The organism is Pseudomonas sp. C9-3 (assembly GCF_032392015.1).
Taxonomy (GTDB): domain Bacteria; phylum Pseudomonadota; class Gammaproteobacteria; order Pseudomonadales; family Pseudomonadaceae; genus Pseudomonas; species Pseudomonas nitroreducens.
This window is the reverse complement of sequence record NZ_CP135919.1, coordinates 2964512-2979459: the sequence shown is the minus strand read 5'-3', so window position 1 is coordinate 2979459 and position 14948 is coordinate 2964512. Positions and strand designations below refer to the sequence as shown.

9 protein-coding genes and 1 pseudogene are annotated in these 14948 nt (G+C 63.8%); 5 read left to right on the top strand and 5 right to left on the bottom strand.

All coding sequences use genetic code 11. The features are described from left to right. Positions 1 to 95 precede the first annotated feature (95 nt). Positions 96 to 536 (bottom strand): hypothetical protein, encoded by a 441-nt coding sequence (locus RS899_RS13250; RefSeq protein ID WP_024763830.1) that lies wholly within the window; start codon positions 534 to 536, stop codon positions 96 to 98. Between the two features lie 206 nt (positions 537 to 742). Here RS899_RS13250 and RS899_RS13245 point away from each other — a divergent pair, with 206 nt between their 5' ends. The 5 genes and pseudogenes from RS899_RS13245 (at position 743) to RS899_RS13230 (ending at position 9579) form a co-directional block, all read left to right on the top strand. Continuing rightward, positions 743 to 1759, top strand: a complete 1017-nt coding sequence (locus RS899_RS13245; protein ID WP_315810171.1) for an RNA methyltransferase — start codon at positions 743 to 745, stop codon at positions 1757 to 1759. Positions 1760 to 2133: 374 nt separating this feature from the next. Beyond that, positions 2134 to 3021: a hypothetical protein gene (locus RS899_RS13240; RefSeq protein ID WP_315810170.1), complete on the top strand. Its 888-nt coding sequence runs from the start codon at positions 2134 to 2136 to the stop codon at positions 3019 to 3021. Between the two features lie 346 nt (positions 3022 to 3367). After that, positions 3368 to 3610: pseudogene (locus RS899_RS30850) on the top strand (ESPR domain-containing protein); the annotation flags it as partial. Between the two features lie 51 nt (positions 3611 to 3661). Further along, a complete protein-coding gene (locus RS899_RS13235; protein WP_315810169.1) occupies positions 3662 to 8476 on the top strand; it encodes a YadA-like family protein in 4815 nt (1604 codons plus the stop codon). Between the two features lie 302 nt (positions 8477 to 8778). Then, a complete protein-coding gene (locus RS899_RS13230) occupies positions 8779 to 9579 on the top strand; it encodes a helix-turn-helix domain-containing protein (RefSeq protein ID WP_315810168.1) in 801 nt (266 codons plus the stop codon). Between the two features lie 77 nt (positions 9580 to 9656). On the opposite strand, the gene RS899_RS13225 is transcribed toward RS899_RS13230, so the two are convergent. The 4 genes from RS899_RS13225 to RS899_RS13210 form a co-directional block, all read right to left on the bottom strand. After that, a complete protein-coding gene (locus RS899_RS13225) occupies positions 9657 to 10952 on the bottom strand; it encodes an NAD(P)/FAD-dependent oxidoreductase (protein WP_233297650.1) in 1296 nt (431 codons plus the stop codon). A 14-nt stretch (positions 10953 to 10966) separates the two neighbouring features. Then, a complete protein-coding gene (locus tag RS899_RS13220; protein ID WP_315810167.1) occupies positions 10967 to 12052 on the bottom strand; it encodes a polyamine ABC transporter substrate-binding protein in 1086 nt (361 codons plus the stop codon). Positions 12053 to 12095: 43 nt separating this feature from the next. After that, positions 12096 to 13454, bottom strand: coding sequence for a glutamine synthetase family protein (locus RS899_RS13215; protein WP_054907104.1), 1359 nt, complete (start codon positions 13452 to 13454; stop codon positions 12096 to 12098). Between the two features lie 212 nt (positions 13455 to 13666). Beyond that, entirely contained in the window at positions 13667 to 14761 is a 1095-nt protein-coding gene (locus RS899_RS13210) for a polyamine ABC transporter substrate-binding protein (RefSeq protein ID WP_315810166.1), read from the bottom strand. Positions 14762 to 14948 lie beyond the last annotated feature (187 nt).

Here is a 14948-nt window from a genome sequence, read left to right as displayed (position 1 = left end):
AAGACGTCCTGTTACGGTGTAGAAGGACTGAACCTAGCACCACCTGCTCCGTCGCTCCAGCGGTAGGCGGGGCACGATGCCCCGCCCGGCGTCCATCAACGAATGTTGTTGATGCTGCCTTTGTTGCCGGTGACCTTGACGTCCACCTTCTTGAAGATGAAGTAATCCTGCACGTTCACTTCGTAGCGCGGTGCGACGATCAGATCGGAACCGGAGCTCTTCACCGCCTTGTAAGCGGCAGCGGCCTTGACCGAGGAAACCGGGTCGAAGGCAGCCAGGCTCATGCCCGAACCGCTCTCGGCGCCGTAGGTGACGCCATCGGCGTACTGGCTGTCACCGCCGAACTTGATGAAGCCGAACAGGATGTTGACCTGGGACTGGCCACTGATCGGGCCACCGACGGCAACGTCTGCCTTCAGGTCGGTCTTGACGGCGCCGGCGATCGGGGCGATCGGTTGGCTGACGTTGTAGCTGGTGCAGCCGGTGGCGAGGGCAGCGACCGAGACAAGTGCGGCGGCGCTCAGGAACTTCTTCATGCTTACTCCTTGTATGCAAATGCCCCTTTTTGCATTGGATTGGGGGCGGCGGCACTGTAGGGGCGCGGTGAATGCTTGCTGAATCAGACGAATCTCAAAGCAGCGTGCGCGCGGTTGACGCAGCGAGGCGTCTACGACGGACATTTCAGGGTCGTCGACCGGCAGCGCTACGCCGTGTCGGCGCCGGGTGGTAGGATGCGCGCCCCATGCGAATCTCCGACCTCGACCAACGCCTTGCCGACCTTGGCGCGCTGCCCCTGCATCGCGCCCGGATGCTGCGTGCCTGGCTGCAGGGCAAGGCGCTGGATGCCGGCACCAAGCGACAGGCGACCGAGGACTTCCTGCCGCTGAGCGTGCGCAACGGCGTAGCGCAGATTGCCGCCGAGCTGGATGCATTGGCGACCATCCAGTCGCGCCACCCCGGCGGCGACAACTCCGAGCGCCTGCTGGTACGCCTGGCTGATGGGCAGATGGTGGAAAGCGTGCTGCTGCCGCGCGGCGGCGTGTGCGTGTCGACCCAGGTCGGTTGTGCCGTGGGCTGCCGCTTCTGCATGACCGGCAAGAGCGGCCTGCTGCGCCAGCTATCCACCAGCGAGATCGTTGCCCAACTGGTGCTCGCGCGGCGTGTGCGGCCAGTGAAAAGGGTGGTGTTCATGGGCATGGGCGAGCCGGCGCACAACCTCGACAATGTGCTGGAGGCCATCGACCGCCTCGGCACCGATGGCGGTATTGGCCACAAGAACCTGGTGTTCTCCACCGTCGGCGACCCGCGCGTGTTCGAGCGCCTCCCGCAGCAACGGATCAAGCCGGCGCTGGCGCTCTCGCTGCACACCAGCGATGCGGCGTTGCGCGAGCACCTGCTGCCGCGCGCGCCAAAGATTACCCCCGAGGAACTGGTGGAGCAGGGCGAGGCCTACGCCCGCGCCACGGACTATCCGATCCAGTACCAGTGGACGCTGCTCAAGGGCATCAACGACAGCCAGGAAGAACTCGACGGCATCCTGCGCCTGCTCAAGGGCAAGTTCGGCGTGCTCAACCTGATCCCGTTCAACGCCCTGGAAGGCGACCAGTACCAGCGCCCGGACAGCGCCCGCATCGTCGAGATGGTCCGTTATCTGCACAGCCGTGGGGTGCTGACCAAGGTGCGCAACAGCGCCGGGCAGGACGTCGACGGCGGATGTGGCCAATTGCGCGCGCGGGCCCTGATCATCGCTCGCCGATAGTGCGGCTGCCCAACTCCGGGCGGAAAACCTCGTACTTCGAGATGGTTTATTCAAGGGGCTGCACATGCGTGCGAGTGACAGTCATTACCTTGAGCCGGGTACTCGGAAATTCACGGTTGAACTGACAGTTGCTGCGCGAGAGTTTGGGGGGTGACGTCACGAGATCAGGTGCTCGTGGGTTTGATCGTTAATCAATAAATCCGCTTCGGCTTGTATGTAGGAAGTATTTCGATCGGAGGGCCATTAATAGGATATTTCCTACATGAGTTGTGGGATTTTACGACAATAAATAAGTGGGCAAATTCCTAATATCACCAGGTCATTCTCTGAGGACTTTCAGTATCGGAGAACCACTCTTTCTAACTGGTGCTGCTATGAACTCAAAATCCCTCGTTTTCTCGGCGCTATTGCTCACTCTGGCAGGCTGCGGCCCGCAAGGGGGTTCCGGCTCTGCGCTGGCCGCCCATCCTGTCAGCGTTCCCGCACTGCCGGTCATTCAGGAAGCCGTGCGCTCCCTGTATCCCACCTTCAATGGCCGAAGCGCTCCCGTCCTGGCTCATCAATTGTGCTCCTTGGCCAACGGTGGCGTTACCGCGGAGCAGAACAGTGCCCAGTTGAAGAAACTGGGGATCGACCCGGCTTCGCTGCCGCACCAGGGGAATGACGCGATGGCTCTGCTGGTGAATGGCGATACGGCAGCACAGGCCGCGGCCTGTGCTGCCTACCACGCGGTTTCCGCGCTGACGCCGGTCAACCCTGAGGAGTTCATGCGGCCTGGCGCGGCAACGTCACCGGCCGCACTCAGCGCTGGTGGCGCCGGGAAAACCGCAAGCGAGGAGGCGAGCACCGGCGCAGCGAAAGCAGATTCAAACGCCAGGCTCGATAACGTCGCGCTGAGCAGGCTGATGGACCTGCGGCTTGCGCAAAGCCGGGCCAATGCGGACATCTTTGCCCTCATCGCCGGGCGCCTGGCTGCCACGCCGGGGTTGATCGAGAGTGATTATCGTAGCCGTGCGGCCAAGATGTTCGCGGAGCTGGCGCCACGTTACCTGGACGATCTGAAGCAGCAGATTCCACCCGCAAGTACCCGGTACCGCCTGAATCGCCTGACGGCAGAGCAGTTCTCTTTCAGCTCTGATACCGGGCTGAGCTATCAGGTCTCGAAAAGGGATGGAGTGATGCTGACCCGCTTCGGCCAGCCCTGGCTTGGCCGGGGGGTGATACTCGGCAAGAACTACTATCTGTCGATGACCTTGCCCTGATTCAGACCTGTCGTTCTGCCCCGTGCCGTGGGCCAGTCGCGCGGGTAGTGGTCCTTGTCGCCAGGGTTGCCTCACTGTGTGGGGCAGCCCTGGCGTTCTAGTTTCCCGGCCCGGTCCAGGCCCACGCGGCGGCGGGACTGTCCCGATTCAGGCTGCCGCCTTCCACTGGTGATACAAGCGTACTTTCGCCATAGCGGATTGTTGGTGCGGCGGGTCTGTCTCCAATCCCTGTAATGAAGCGGCGCCGGGAAAGTTTGCACTCCCATCCATGGGAGAAATCATCAGAGTGAGATATCTCCTACTACGTGAGTGACGCTCAAGAAAACCATCCAGACTCATATTCTGGATGTGTTGCTGCCGGTTCTCTGTTTTATGCAGGAATAGCCTTAGGAATCATCCTGCCCAAGTAATGGGATTATCTGAGTTCCTCGGAATTTGCCTCTCCATAACATGTGTTCATCCCGTCTCTTTTCGATCTTTAAACGAGACGATTCCTACGTATGGAATAAGGGAAATTCTGATGAACCGCGTATATCGCAGTATCTGGTGTGAAAAAACGGGGACCTATGTCGCGGCTGCGGAGACGGCTAAAAGTCGGACCAAGGCTGGGCGTATTGGTGGCCTGATCGCGGCCGCCCTGATGAGTGCATTTGGCTTCCTGCCCGAGGCGTTTGCGGGGGCGTCGTTCTCCGATACGGGGGCCTCGGTCAACGGCAACAACGGTTCTCGGGCTGCTGGCTCGAGTGGTGGCTGGGGGGCGCAAGCCAACTACCAGGGCCTGGCGATGACGCCTGACGGCGACTGCCAGGATCTCACTGCGACCTACACGACCGGGCCCGGGGCACTGGGCAACATGAGCAGCCTGTTCAGCAGCCTGGCTCCGCAGTACTCAACCACAGTCGATTATGGCTCCCAGGCCAATAAAGGCACGGGATACGTCAACTGGGGCTCGAGCCAGTTCATCGGCGGCACCGGCAACATTGGCAACAACGCCGGCGGTACGGCGGTCAATAACGGATCGACCCTGGCATACGGGTACAACTCCACGGCGATCGGCTGTGCCGTCCGCGCCTATGGTTTCGGCTCCACCGCAATGGGCTTTGGCGCGATGGCTCAGGATTCCGGTGGCATTGCCATGGGCATCTACTCCTCGTCCAAGGGCAATGGCTCCATTGCCATGGGAACCCTGGCGACCGCGATAGCCGACCATGCGATTGCGCTGGGTTATGGCACCAATGCCTCGGGTGTGGACAGCCTGGCGCTGGGTACTTCCGCCAGCGCAACAGCCGCCAGCAGCCTGGCACTGGGCACCTCCGCCATCGCCACGGCGGGCAACTCGGTTGCCTTGGGTGCCAACTCCAGCACCACTGCGAACCTTGCAGCTGCCGGTTACAACCCGGGGGCCGCTGCCTTGTCGGGTGTGGCTTCCGCCACCAACGGCGAAGTGTCCATCGGCGCATCCACCCAGGAGCGTCGCTTGACCAACCTGGCAGCCGGCTCGCAGGCAACCGACGCAGTCAACGTCAGCCAATTGCAGTCGGAAGACGCCAAGGTCGCGAACCTGGCCGCAACGGCCGCATCGGCGCTGGGCACTACCGTGGGCACCAATGCTGCGATCACCGCGCCGAGCTATCTGCTGGCCAAGGCCAATACCCTTGGCGGAACCAGTGGTGCCGCAACCAATGTGGGAGCGGGCTTTGACAAGGTGGATGGCGCTCTCGGCAACCTGGATGGCCGCGTGACCCAGAACACCACGGATATCGCCGCCAACGGCCAATCGATCGCCGGGTTGGATACTCGCGTTACGCAAAATACCGCGGATATCTCAAGCAACGCGACGTCGATCACCAGCCTGGGCGGACGCATGACCACGGCGGAAGGCGATATCACCAGCCTCGACGGCCGCATGGGCAGTGTGGAAGGCGACATCACCAGCATCACAACCAACCTGAGCAGCGGCACCATCGGTATGGTCCAGCAGTCCGCTGCCGGTGAAAACCTCACCGTGGGCAAGGACAGCGATGGCCTGGCCGTCGACTTCCTCGGCACTGCAGGCGCTCGCAAGCTGATCAACGTGGCTGACGGTGCCGTGGCCGCCGACAGCAAGGAGGCCGTGAATGGCGGCCAGCTGTTCAGCACCAACCAGGACGTGGCGCAGAACACTGCGGACATCGCTGGCAATACCGCAGCGATCACCGGCCTGGATGGCCGTGTCACCGGCATCGATAGCCGTGTGACCAACGTCGAAGGCAACGTGACCAACCTCGACGGCCGCATGAACAACGTCGAAGGCAACATCACCAGCATCACCACCAACCTCAGCAGCGGCGCCATCGGTATGGTCCAGCAGTCCGCCGCCGGTGAAAACCTCACCGTGGGCAAGGACAGCGATGGCGCCGCCGTCGACTTCCTCGGTACCGCTGGTGCGCGCAAGCTGATCAACATGGCCGACGGTGCCGTGGCAGCCGGTAGCCAGGAAGCCGTGAACGGTGGCCAGCTGTTCAGCACCAATCAGGACGTGGCGCAGAACACTGCGGACATCGCCGGCAATACTGCAGCGATCACTGGTCTGGATGGTCGCGTGAACAACGTCGAAGGCAGCGTAACGAACCTCGACGGCCGCATGAACAACGTCGAAGGTGACATCACCAGCATCACCACCAACCTCAGCAGCGGTGCTATTGGCATGGTCCAGCAGTCCGCCGCCGGTGAAAACCTCACCGTGGGCAAGGACAGCGATGGCGTCGCCGTCGACTTCCTCGGCACTGCTGGTGCGCGCAAGCTGATCAACGTGGCTGACGGTACCGTGGCCGCTGACAGCCAGGAAGCCGTGAACGGTGGCCAGCTGTTCAGCACTAACCAGGGCGTAGCGCAGAACACTGCGGACATCGCTGGCAATACCGCAGCGATCACCGGTCTGGATGGCCGTGTCACCCAGAACAGCTCCGACATCGCGAGCAACGCCGCCTCGATCAGCGGTCTCGATGGCCGCATGGGCAGTGTGGAAGGCGACATCACCAGCATCACCACCAACCTCAGCAGCGGCGCCATCGGCATGGTCCAGCAGTCCGCCGCCGGTGAAAACCTCACCGTGGGCAAGGACAGCGATGGCGCCGCCGTCGACTTCCTCGGCACTGCCGGCGCTCGCAAGCTGATCAACGTGGCCGACGGTACCGTGGCCGCTGACAGCAAGGAGGCCGTGAACGGTGGCCAACTGTTCAGCACCAACCAGGACGTAGCGCAGAACACCACGGACATCGCTGGCAACACCGCAGCGATCACCGGTCTGGACGGTCGTGTCACCCAGAACAGCTCCGACATCGCGAGTAACGCCGCTTCGATCAGCGGTCTCGATGGCCGCATGGGCAGCGTGGAAGGCGACATCACCAGCATCACCACCAACCTCAGCAGCGGCACTATCGGCATGGTCCAGCAGTCCGCCGCCGGTGAAAACCTCAGCGTGGGCAAGGACAGCGATGGCGTCGCCGTCGACTTCCTCGGCACTGCCGGCGCTCGCAAGCTGATCAACGTGGCCGACGGTACCGTGGCCGCTGACAGCAAGGAAGCCGTGAACGGTGGCCAACTGTTCAGCACCAACCAGGACGTAGCGCAGAACACCGCGGACATCGCTGGCAATACTGCAGCGATCACCGGCCTGGATGGCCGTGTCACCGGCATCGATAGCCGCGTGACCAACGTCGAAGGCAGCGTGACCAACCTCGGCGGCCGCATGAACAACGTCGAGGGTGATATCACCAGCATCACCACCAACCTGAGCAGCGGCACCATCGGTATGGTCCAGCAGTCCGCCGCCGGTGAAAACCTCACCGTGGGCAAGGACAGCGATGGCGCCGCCGTCGACTTCCTCGGCACTGCCGGTGCGCGCAAGCTGATCAACGTGGCTGACGGTACTGTGGCCGCCGACAGCCAGGAAGCCGTGAACGGTGGCCAGCTGTTCAGCACCAACCAGCGGGTCGAGCAGAACGCTACGGATATCGCTGGCAACACGGCCTCGATCGGTGACCTGAATACCCGTACCACCCAGAACACCGCTGATATCGCCGGCAACACGGTGGCGATCAGCGGCCTGGATGGCCGTGTCACCCAGAACACCACGGATATCAGTGGCATCAACACCACCCTCGCCAGCATGAGCGGCACGCTGTCCGACGCCCTGGTCTACGACTCGGCGGCGCACGACAAGATGACCCTCGGGAGTACCGGCAAGAGCGTCCAGTTGACCAACGTCAAGGCCGGCCAGTTGTCCGAGGACAGCACCGATGCAGTCAACGGTGCGCAGCTGTTCGATACCAACAACAAGGTCGCTGTGATCGATGGCCGCGTCACTGGCCTGGAAAGCAGCGTCAACAACATGGTCAGCGGCGGCGGCATCAAGTACTTCCACACCTCGTCGACCCAGGCCGACTCGGTGGCCAGCGGTGCCAATGCCATTGCCGTTGGCGGTAACGCCAAGGCCAGCGGCGACGGGGCAGTTGCGCTCGGCGAAGGTGCCGAAGCCTCGGCCAACGGCAGCGTGGCGCTGGGGCAGGGGGCTAGCGACGGCGGTCGCGGTGCACCGGCCGAGGCGTATGTCGGGCAGTACTCGGGTGCGAGCAACGACAATGTCGTGGGCACGGTATCCGTCGGCAATGCGGCAACTGGCGAGACCCGCACCATCAGTAACGTGGCTGATGCCCAGGAAGCCGGCGATGCCGTCAACCTGCGTCAGTTGGATGGGGCAATGGCTGCATCGAAGTCCTACACCGATAGCCGGGTCGACGGGATCGCCGGGAGCGTCGCCAATGTCGATGAGACTATCGCCAACGTCGACAACCGGGTTACCAAGGTCGAAGACAGCGTCGGCAGTCTGGGTGCAGTGAACAATACCGCGAAGCTGCAGAAGCCGACTGCCACCGGTACCGATGCTGTTGCCATTGCGCCGGGGGCAGAGGCGTCGGGCGCCAGCAGCACGGCGGTGGGCTCCAACGCCAAGGCCAAAGGCAAGAACTCGGTGGCTGTCGGCGCCAACTCGGTGGCCGAGCGCGACAACAGTGTCGCCGTCGGTAGCGCTGGTAACGAGCGCCAGATCACCCACGTGGCGGCAGGCGTGGAGCGTACCGACGCCGTCAACGTCGGCCAGGTGGAGGATGCGCTGGGCAGCCTTGCGGGGCAGACCAGCTCGCAGTTCAACAACCTGCGCAATGATCTGAAGGAGCAGGACGACCGCCTGAGTGCCGGCATCGCCGGTGCCATCGCCATCGCCAGCCTGCCGCAACCGATGAGCAACGGCGGTAGCACCACCTCCGCCGGTATTGGCAACTTCAATGGCCAGTCGGCCGTATCGGTGGGTGTATCGCACACCTCCTACGACGGCAAATGGACGACCAAGGTCGGTGGTAGCGTCGATACCCAGAGCAACTTCTCCCTCGGTGCGGGGGTGGGTTACAACTGGTAAATGGGCGGACCTCTCCCGCTGGAGACTCGGCGGGAGGGGCTCTTGCAGGAAGCTTGAAAGAATAACGGGGCGCTCAGGCGCCCCGTTTTCTTGTCGGTTTTCACAGGGCTCCGGGCCCTGCGGCAGTACGCTGCCCCGACCATTGACAGCTGAACCCGTCTTGCACGCGGTATACGCCGGTTGGTAGCCTTCCCCATCTGAAAAAACCAGCAGGGCTGGGTATGGCGATCCGGGTTGTCGAAGCACAAGAAGTAGATCAGCAGCGAATAGCCATTCCTGGTTGGGAACAGCAGTACACGCAGATGTCCGCCGGGCGCTTCGCCGGGCGCATCCTGCATGCCGAGGTCGAGGGGATCGAGCTCTACGAGGAGCAGATGAACCTGCGCGTAGAGCAGGAATTCCATGCCCCGCCCGGTGCGCTGGTGTTCAGCTTCGACATGTCCGACAACGCGCTCTACCTGCTCGACGGGGAAACCCGCAACGCCTGGGTCACCCCGGAGAACTACCGCGAGGTAGCGGTGGTGATCAAGGAATCGGCGAACTGGGGCCAGCCGGCGGACGCCTTCGCCGACCTGGTGCTGACGCCGCTGCGCTCGGGCCACTGCCAGTCGGTGGCAACCTCGCTGAGCAACCTCCTGACCGGCGCGACGACGGGCGATGACCCGATGGATGCACCGGGTGTGGCGCAGAGCATCGTCTCCAACTGCTTCTCGCTGCTGTGCGAGGCGCCCCTGGATGGCGAGCGCCGCGCGCGCTCCATCGTCCAGGCCAAGCGCGTGGTGCAGCGGGTCAAGGAAGTGGTAAACGACTGCCCCGACGAGCAGTTCGGCATGGCTGACCTCGCTGCCAAGGCAGGCGTCTCACCACGCACGCTGCAGCAGTCGTTCCTGCATTACGCCGGCATCCCGCCCATCGTCTGGCTGCGCAACCGCCGCCTGAACGCCGCGCGCCGCGACCTGCTGGCTGCCGCCGAATCCGGCATGACCGTGGCCGAGGTGGCGATGAAATGGTCGTTCTGGCACCTGGGACGGTTTTCCCAGTCGTATTTCGCGCTGTTCGGCGAGTATCCGAAGACTACGGCCAAACTGGGTGGACGGGCCTGATCCCACGGCCGAGACCTGCAGAGATCAAAGAAAAAGCCCCCGAATCGGGGGCTTTTCGTTTACTGCAGCGCGATTGATCAGCCGATCAGCTCGCGTACCCGATACCACGCCATGCCCAACGCCAGCAGTGGCGAGCGCAGCAGCTTGCCGCCGGGGAAGGTCAGGTGAGGCACCGCGCTGAACAGGTCCAGCCCCTTGCTCTCGCCCTGATGGATGGCTTCCGCCAGCAGTTTGGCCGACCAGTGCGTGACGTTCAGCCCGTGGCCGGAATAGCCCTGGGCGAAGTACACATTGGGATGGGCCTTGAGCCGGCCGACCTGTGGGAAGCGATTGGCGGTGATGCCGATCATGCCGCCCCACTGGTAGTCGAGCTTCACCTGTTGCAGCTGCGGGAACACCTTGAGCACCTTCGGCCGCATGTAGGCGCCGATGTCCGCCGGGTCGCGCCCGGAGTAGTGGCAGGCGCCGCCGAACAGCAGGCGACGGTCGGCCGTCAGGCGGTAGTAGTCCAACCCCACCTTCTGGTCGCACAGCGCCATGTTCTGCGGGATCAGCTGCGCCGCCAGTTCCGCGGACAGCGGCTCGGTGGCCACCACGTAGCTACCGGCGGGCAGTACCTTGCCGGTGAGCCTGGGCTCCAGCTCCTCCAGGTGCGCGTTGCAGCCAAGCACCAGGGTGTTCGCCAGCACGCGGCCCTGGGCGCAGTGAACGACGGCAGTCGCACCGTGCTCGATGCGCAGCACCGGGCTCTGCTCGAATATCTGCGCACCGAAGGACTTGGCCGCGCGGGCCTCGCCCTTCACCAGGTCGAGCGGGTGCAGGTGGCCCGAGCCCATGTCGATGTGCCCGCCCGCGTAGCAGTCGCTGGCGACCACTTCGCGCATGCGTTCCGGCGGTACCAGCCGGGTCTCGTGCGGGTAATCCGAAGTGCTCAGCGACTCCTGCTCACGGACCATGGCGGCATATTGCGCCGGGGTATTGGCCAGCTCGCAGAAGCCCCAGCGCAGGTCGCACTCGATAGCAAGCTCGCGGATGCGCTCGGCGACCAGGGCCACCGAATCGACACCTGCCTGCTCCAGATACTGCACGCCTTCCTCGCCGACGTACTTGGCGAAGCCGCTGACGTCATGGCCGATGCCACGGATCAGCTGCCCGCCATTGCGCCCACTGGCGCCCCAGCCGATGCGCCGGGCTTCCAGCAGCACCACGGAGTGGCCACGTCGGGCCAGCTCCAGGGCTGCGTTCACGCCGGTGAAGCCGCCGCCGATCACGCAGACGTCCGCCCGCACGTCCCCGGTGAGGGCAGGGTACTGCTGACGGTCGCGGGCGGTCGCGGCGTAATAGGACGCGGCGTGCTCCTCGGTGTGCTTCATGGGACTTTCTCGCATCATTGGTTGAACTTGATCTTGCTCCAGCTGCGGGTCATCAGGCGCATGATCTTGGGCGGCGGCGCCTTGGCGATGTACAGCTTGTCGAGCACGGCCTGGCTCGGGTAGACCTCGGGGTTGTTCTGCATCTCTTCGGGCAGCAGGGTCTTGGCGTTAGCGTTGGCGCTGGGGTAGCCGACGTATTCGCTGATACCGGCGATGACCTTCGGATCGAGGATGTAGTTGATGAACGCCAGCGCCTGCTCGGGATGGCCCGCGTCCGAGGGGATCGCCATCAGGTCGAACCACAGGTTCGCGCCTTCCTTGGGAATGGTGTAGGCGATCTCGATGCCGTTCTTCGCTTCCTTGGCCCGTGCGGCGGCCTGGAACACGTCGCCGGAGTAGCCGAAGGCCACGCAGATGTTGCCGTTGGCCAGGTCCGAGATGTACTTCGAGGAGTGGAAGTAGGTGACGTACGGGCGCACCGCCACCAGCTTGGCCTCGGCCTTCGGATAGTCCGCCGGGTTGGTGCTGTTGGGGTCCAGGCCCAGGTAGTTGAGCACCGAGGGGATCATCTCGTCGGGCGAGTCCATGAAGGCCACGCCGCACGTGCTGAGCTTCTTGATGTTCTCCGGCTCGAACAGCACCGACCACGAATCGATCTTGTCGACGCCCAGTACCTGCTTGACCTTGGCGACGTTGTAGCCGATGCCGTTGGTGCCCCACAGGTAGGGCACCGAATGCTTGTTGCCTGGGTCGTTCTGTTCCAGCAGCTTGAGCAGCGTCGGGTCCAGGTGCTTCCAGTTCGGCAGCTTGCTGCGGTCGAGTTCGAGGAACACGCCGGCCTGCACCTGGCGGGTCAGGAAGTGGTTGGACGGCACCACCACGTCGTAGCCGGAACGGCCCGCCAGCAGCTTGCCTTCCAGGGTCTCGTTGGAATCGAAGACGTCGTACACCGGCTTGATCCCGGTGGTCTTCTGGAAGCCGGCGAGGGTGTCCGGTGCGATGTAGTCGGTCCAGTTGTAGATGCTGACCGTCGGTTCAGCGTGAGCGGCCGTGGCCATCGTGGCCAGGGCGAAGGGCGCAAGGGTGCGCAGCAGTCTCATGTCGACTCCCGAATTGTTGTTGTGAATGGAGTAGTGGGGTTGATCAGACGCTCAGCAGGAGGAACTCGCGCTCCCAGGAGCTGATCACCCGCTTGAAGTTCTCATGCTCGGTGCGTTTCACCGCCACGTAGCCCTGTACGAATTTCTCGCCGAGGAACTCCTTGAGCACGGCGCAGTCTTCCATCTGCTGCAGCGCGTCCTCGATGGTGATCGGCAGGCGCAGGTTGCGGCGCTCGTACGCGCGGCCCTGGACAGCCGCGCTGGGGTTGACCTGTTCGATCATGCCCAGGTAGCCGCAGAGCAGGCTGGCGGCCAGCGCCAGATAGGGGTTGGCGTCGGCGCCCGGCAGGCGGTTTTCCACGCGCATGGCGATCGGCGGGGCGGCGGGGACGCGCAGGCCCACGGTGCGGTTCTCTTCGCCCCATTCGACGTTCACCGGCGCGGAGGTGTCCGGCAGGAAGCGGCGGAAGGAGTTCACGTTCGGCGCGAACATCGGCAGCACTTTCGGGATGTACTTCTGCAGGCCGCCGATGTAGTGCAGGAACAGCTGGCTCATGGAGCCGTCTTCAGCGGCGAAGATGTTCTTGCCGGTGGCGATGTCCAGCACGCTCTGGTGAATGTGCATGGCGCTGCCGGGCTCGTCGGTGATCGGCTTGGCCATGAAGGTGGCGCTGACGTCATGCTTGAGCGCGGCTTCGCGCATGGTGCGCTTGAACACGATGATCTGGTCGGCCAGGCTCAGCGCGTCGCCATGACGGAAGTTGATTTCCATCTGCGCCGGGCCGTCCTCGTGGATCAGCGTATCGAGGTCGAGGCCCTGCAGTTCGCACCAGTCGTAGACGTCCTCGAACAGCGGGTCGAATTCGTTGGCGGCATCGATGGAGAAGCTCTGGCGGCCGCTTTCGGGGCGGCCCGAGCGGCCGACGGGGGCTTCCAGCGGGAAGTCCGGGTCGCTGCTGCGCTTGGTCAGGTAGAACTCCATCTCCGGCGCTACCACCGGGCTCCAGCCCTTGTCGGCGTAGAGCTTGAGTACGCGCTTGAGGACGTTGCGCGGGGACAGTTCGATGGGGTTGCCGACCTTGTCGAAGGTGTCGTGGATGACCATCGCGGTCGGCTCCAGCGCCCAGGGCACCAGGAAGATGGCGTCCGGGTCGGGGCGGCAGACCATGTCGATGTCCGCTTCGTCCAGCAGGTCGTAATAGACGTCGTCATCGACGAAATCGCCGGTGACCGTCTGCAGCAGAACACTTTCGGGGAGACGCATGCCCCCCTCGCCGAGGAACTTGTTGGTGGGAGAAATCTTGCCGCGGGCGATGCCGGTGAGATCGCTCACCACGCATTCGACTTCGGTGATTTTCTGTTGCTTCAGCCGTTGCTCCAGTTGCTCGGCGGGGGTGGTCATACAAGCCTCGGAAGGTTTCTTAATTTTATAAGGGGATGCGCACGCAGCATCGTGCTGCCAGGCGAGGCTAGTGTCGGCTGGAGGCGGGAGTGTGTTCTATCCACTTTCCGCAAGGCTTGGGAATCGCTGCAAAAAAGCGCCTGCTTCCAATGCAGAAAGCCCCGGACGCCGTGGCGACCGGGGCTGCTGGTGTAAAAGGAGCGGTTCGGGAATCAGACCCCGGACTTGATCCGGCTCCAGTCGCGGGTGATCAGGCGCAGGATCGATGGGCTCGGCGGCAGGCTGACGTACATGCCCTTGACCAGTTCGGCATTCGGGTAGACCGCCGGGTTCTCGCGGACCTTCTGGTCCATCAGCGCCTTGGCCGGCACGTTGGCGTTGGCGTAGTGCAGGTAGTCGCTGGTCTTGGCGATCACGTCCGGGCGCATCAGGTAGTTGATGAATGCGTGGGCGCCCTCGGGGTTGCGAGCGTCCTTGGGGATGGCCAGGTTGTCGAACCAGATGTTGGTGCCTTCCTTCGGCACGCTGTATTCCACCTGTACCGAACCACCGGCTTCCTGGGCGCTCTTCTGCGCCTGCAGCACGTCGCCGGAGAAGCCGATGGCGACGCAGACGTTGCCGTTGGCGAGGTCGGTGATGTACTTGGTCGAGCTGAAGTAGGTCACCGAGGGCTTGAGGCTTTCCAGCAGCTTGGTGCCCGCCTCGTAGTCCGCCGGGTTGTTGCTGTTCGGGTCCTTGCCCAGGTAGTGCAGGGCCAGCGGCAGGATCTTCGCCGGCGAGTCGAGGAAGGCCACGCCGCAGCCCTTGAGCTTGGCGAGGTTCTCCGGCTTGAACACCAGGTCCCAGGAGTCCAGCGGCGCGTCGGCGCCCAGCGCGGCCTTGACCTTGGCCGGGTTGTAGCCCACGCCGACGGTGCCCCAGAGGTAAGGCACGGCGAAGCGGTTGCCGGGGTCGGACAGGGCGACGCGGGCCAGCAGGTCGGGGTCGAGGTTCTTGCGGTTGGGCAGCAGCGCGTCGTCCAGCGGGCGGTAGACGCCGGCCTTGAGCTGGCGGGCGAGGAAGTCCGCCGAGGGCACCACCACGTCGAAGCCCGAATGCCCGGTGAGCAGCTTGGCTTCCAGCACTTCGTCGGATTCGAAGGCGTCGAGCACCACCCTGATCCCGGTTTCCTTCTGGAAGTCCTGCAGCACGGTCGGCCCGATGTAGTCGGCCCAGTTGGCGAAATGCACTTCCTGCGGCGCCGCCATCACCGGCAACGCGACACCGGCCAGCAGGCCGGCCAGACAACCCAAAGCACGCTTGTTCATCTTCACTCCTGAGGGCGCCGGCTTGCGCAGCGCCCATGCGATCGGCAGGTGGGAATCAGGCCTTGTTCTGTTGTTTTCGGCCCTGGCCGAAAACTAGGCGTGGCGCGGTTTTGCGTCGTTCTTCCGTGCACGGGCGGAATCGGCGATGCTGCTGCGGACCCGCGGCACTGTGCAGCGCGATACTCGC

What these genes read in the sequence shown, in the direction of transcription:
- RS899_RS13225 (WP_233297650.1), bottom strand. Translation starts at nt 10,952, where the DNA reads ATGAAGCACACCGAGGAGCACGCCGCGTCCTATTACGCCGCGACCGCC.
- RS899_RS13230 (WP_315810168.1), top strand. Translation starts at nt 8,779, where the DNA reads ATGTCCGCCGGGCGCTTCGCCGGGCGCATCCTGCATGCCGAGGTCGAG.
- RS899_RS13250 (WP_024763830.1), bottom strand. Translation starts at nt 536, where the DNA reads ATGAAGAAGTTCCTGAGCGCCGCCGCACTTGTCTCGGTCGCTGCCCTC.
- RS899_RS13235 (WP_315810169.1), top strand. Translation starts at nt 3,662, where the DNA reads ATGAGTGCATTTGGCTTCCTGCCCGAGGCGTTTGCGGGGGCGTCGTTC.
- RS899_RS13215 (WP_054907104.1), bottom strand. Translation starts at nt 13,454, where the DNA reads ATGACCACCCCCGCCGAGCAACTGGAGCAACGGCTGAAGCAACAGAAA.
- RS899_RS13220 (WP_315810167.1), bottom strand. Translation starts at nt 12,052, where the DNA reads ATGAGACTGCTGCGCACCCTTGCGCCCTTCGCCCTGGCCACGATGGCC.
- RS899_RS13240 (WP_315810170.1), top strand. Translation starts at nt 2,134, where the DNA reads ATGAACTCAAAATCCCTCGTTTTCTCGGCGCTATTGCTCACTCTGGCA.
- RS899_RS13245 (WP_315810171.1), top strand. Translation starts at nt 743, where the DNA reads ATGCGAATCTCCGACCTCGACCAACGCCTTGCCGACCTTGGCGCGCTG.
- RS899_RS13210 (WP_315810166.1), bottom strand. Translation starts at nt 14,761, where the DNA reads ATGAACAAGCGTGCTTTGGGTTGTCTGGCCGGCCTGCTGGCCGGTGTC.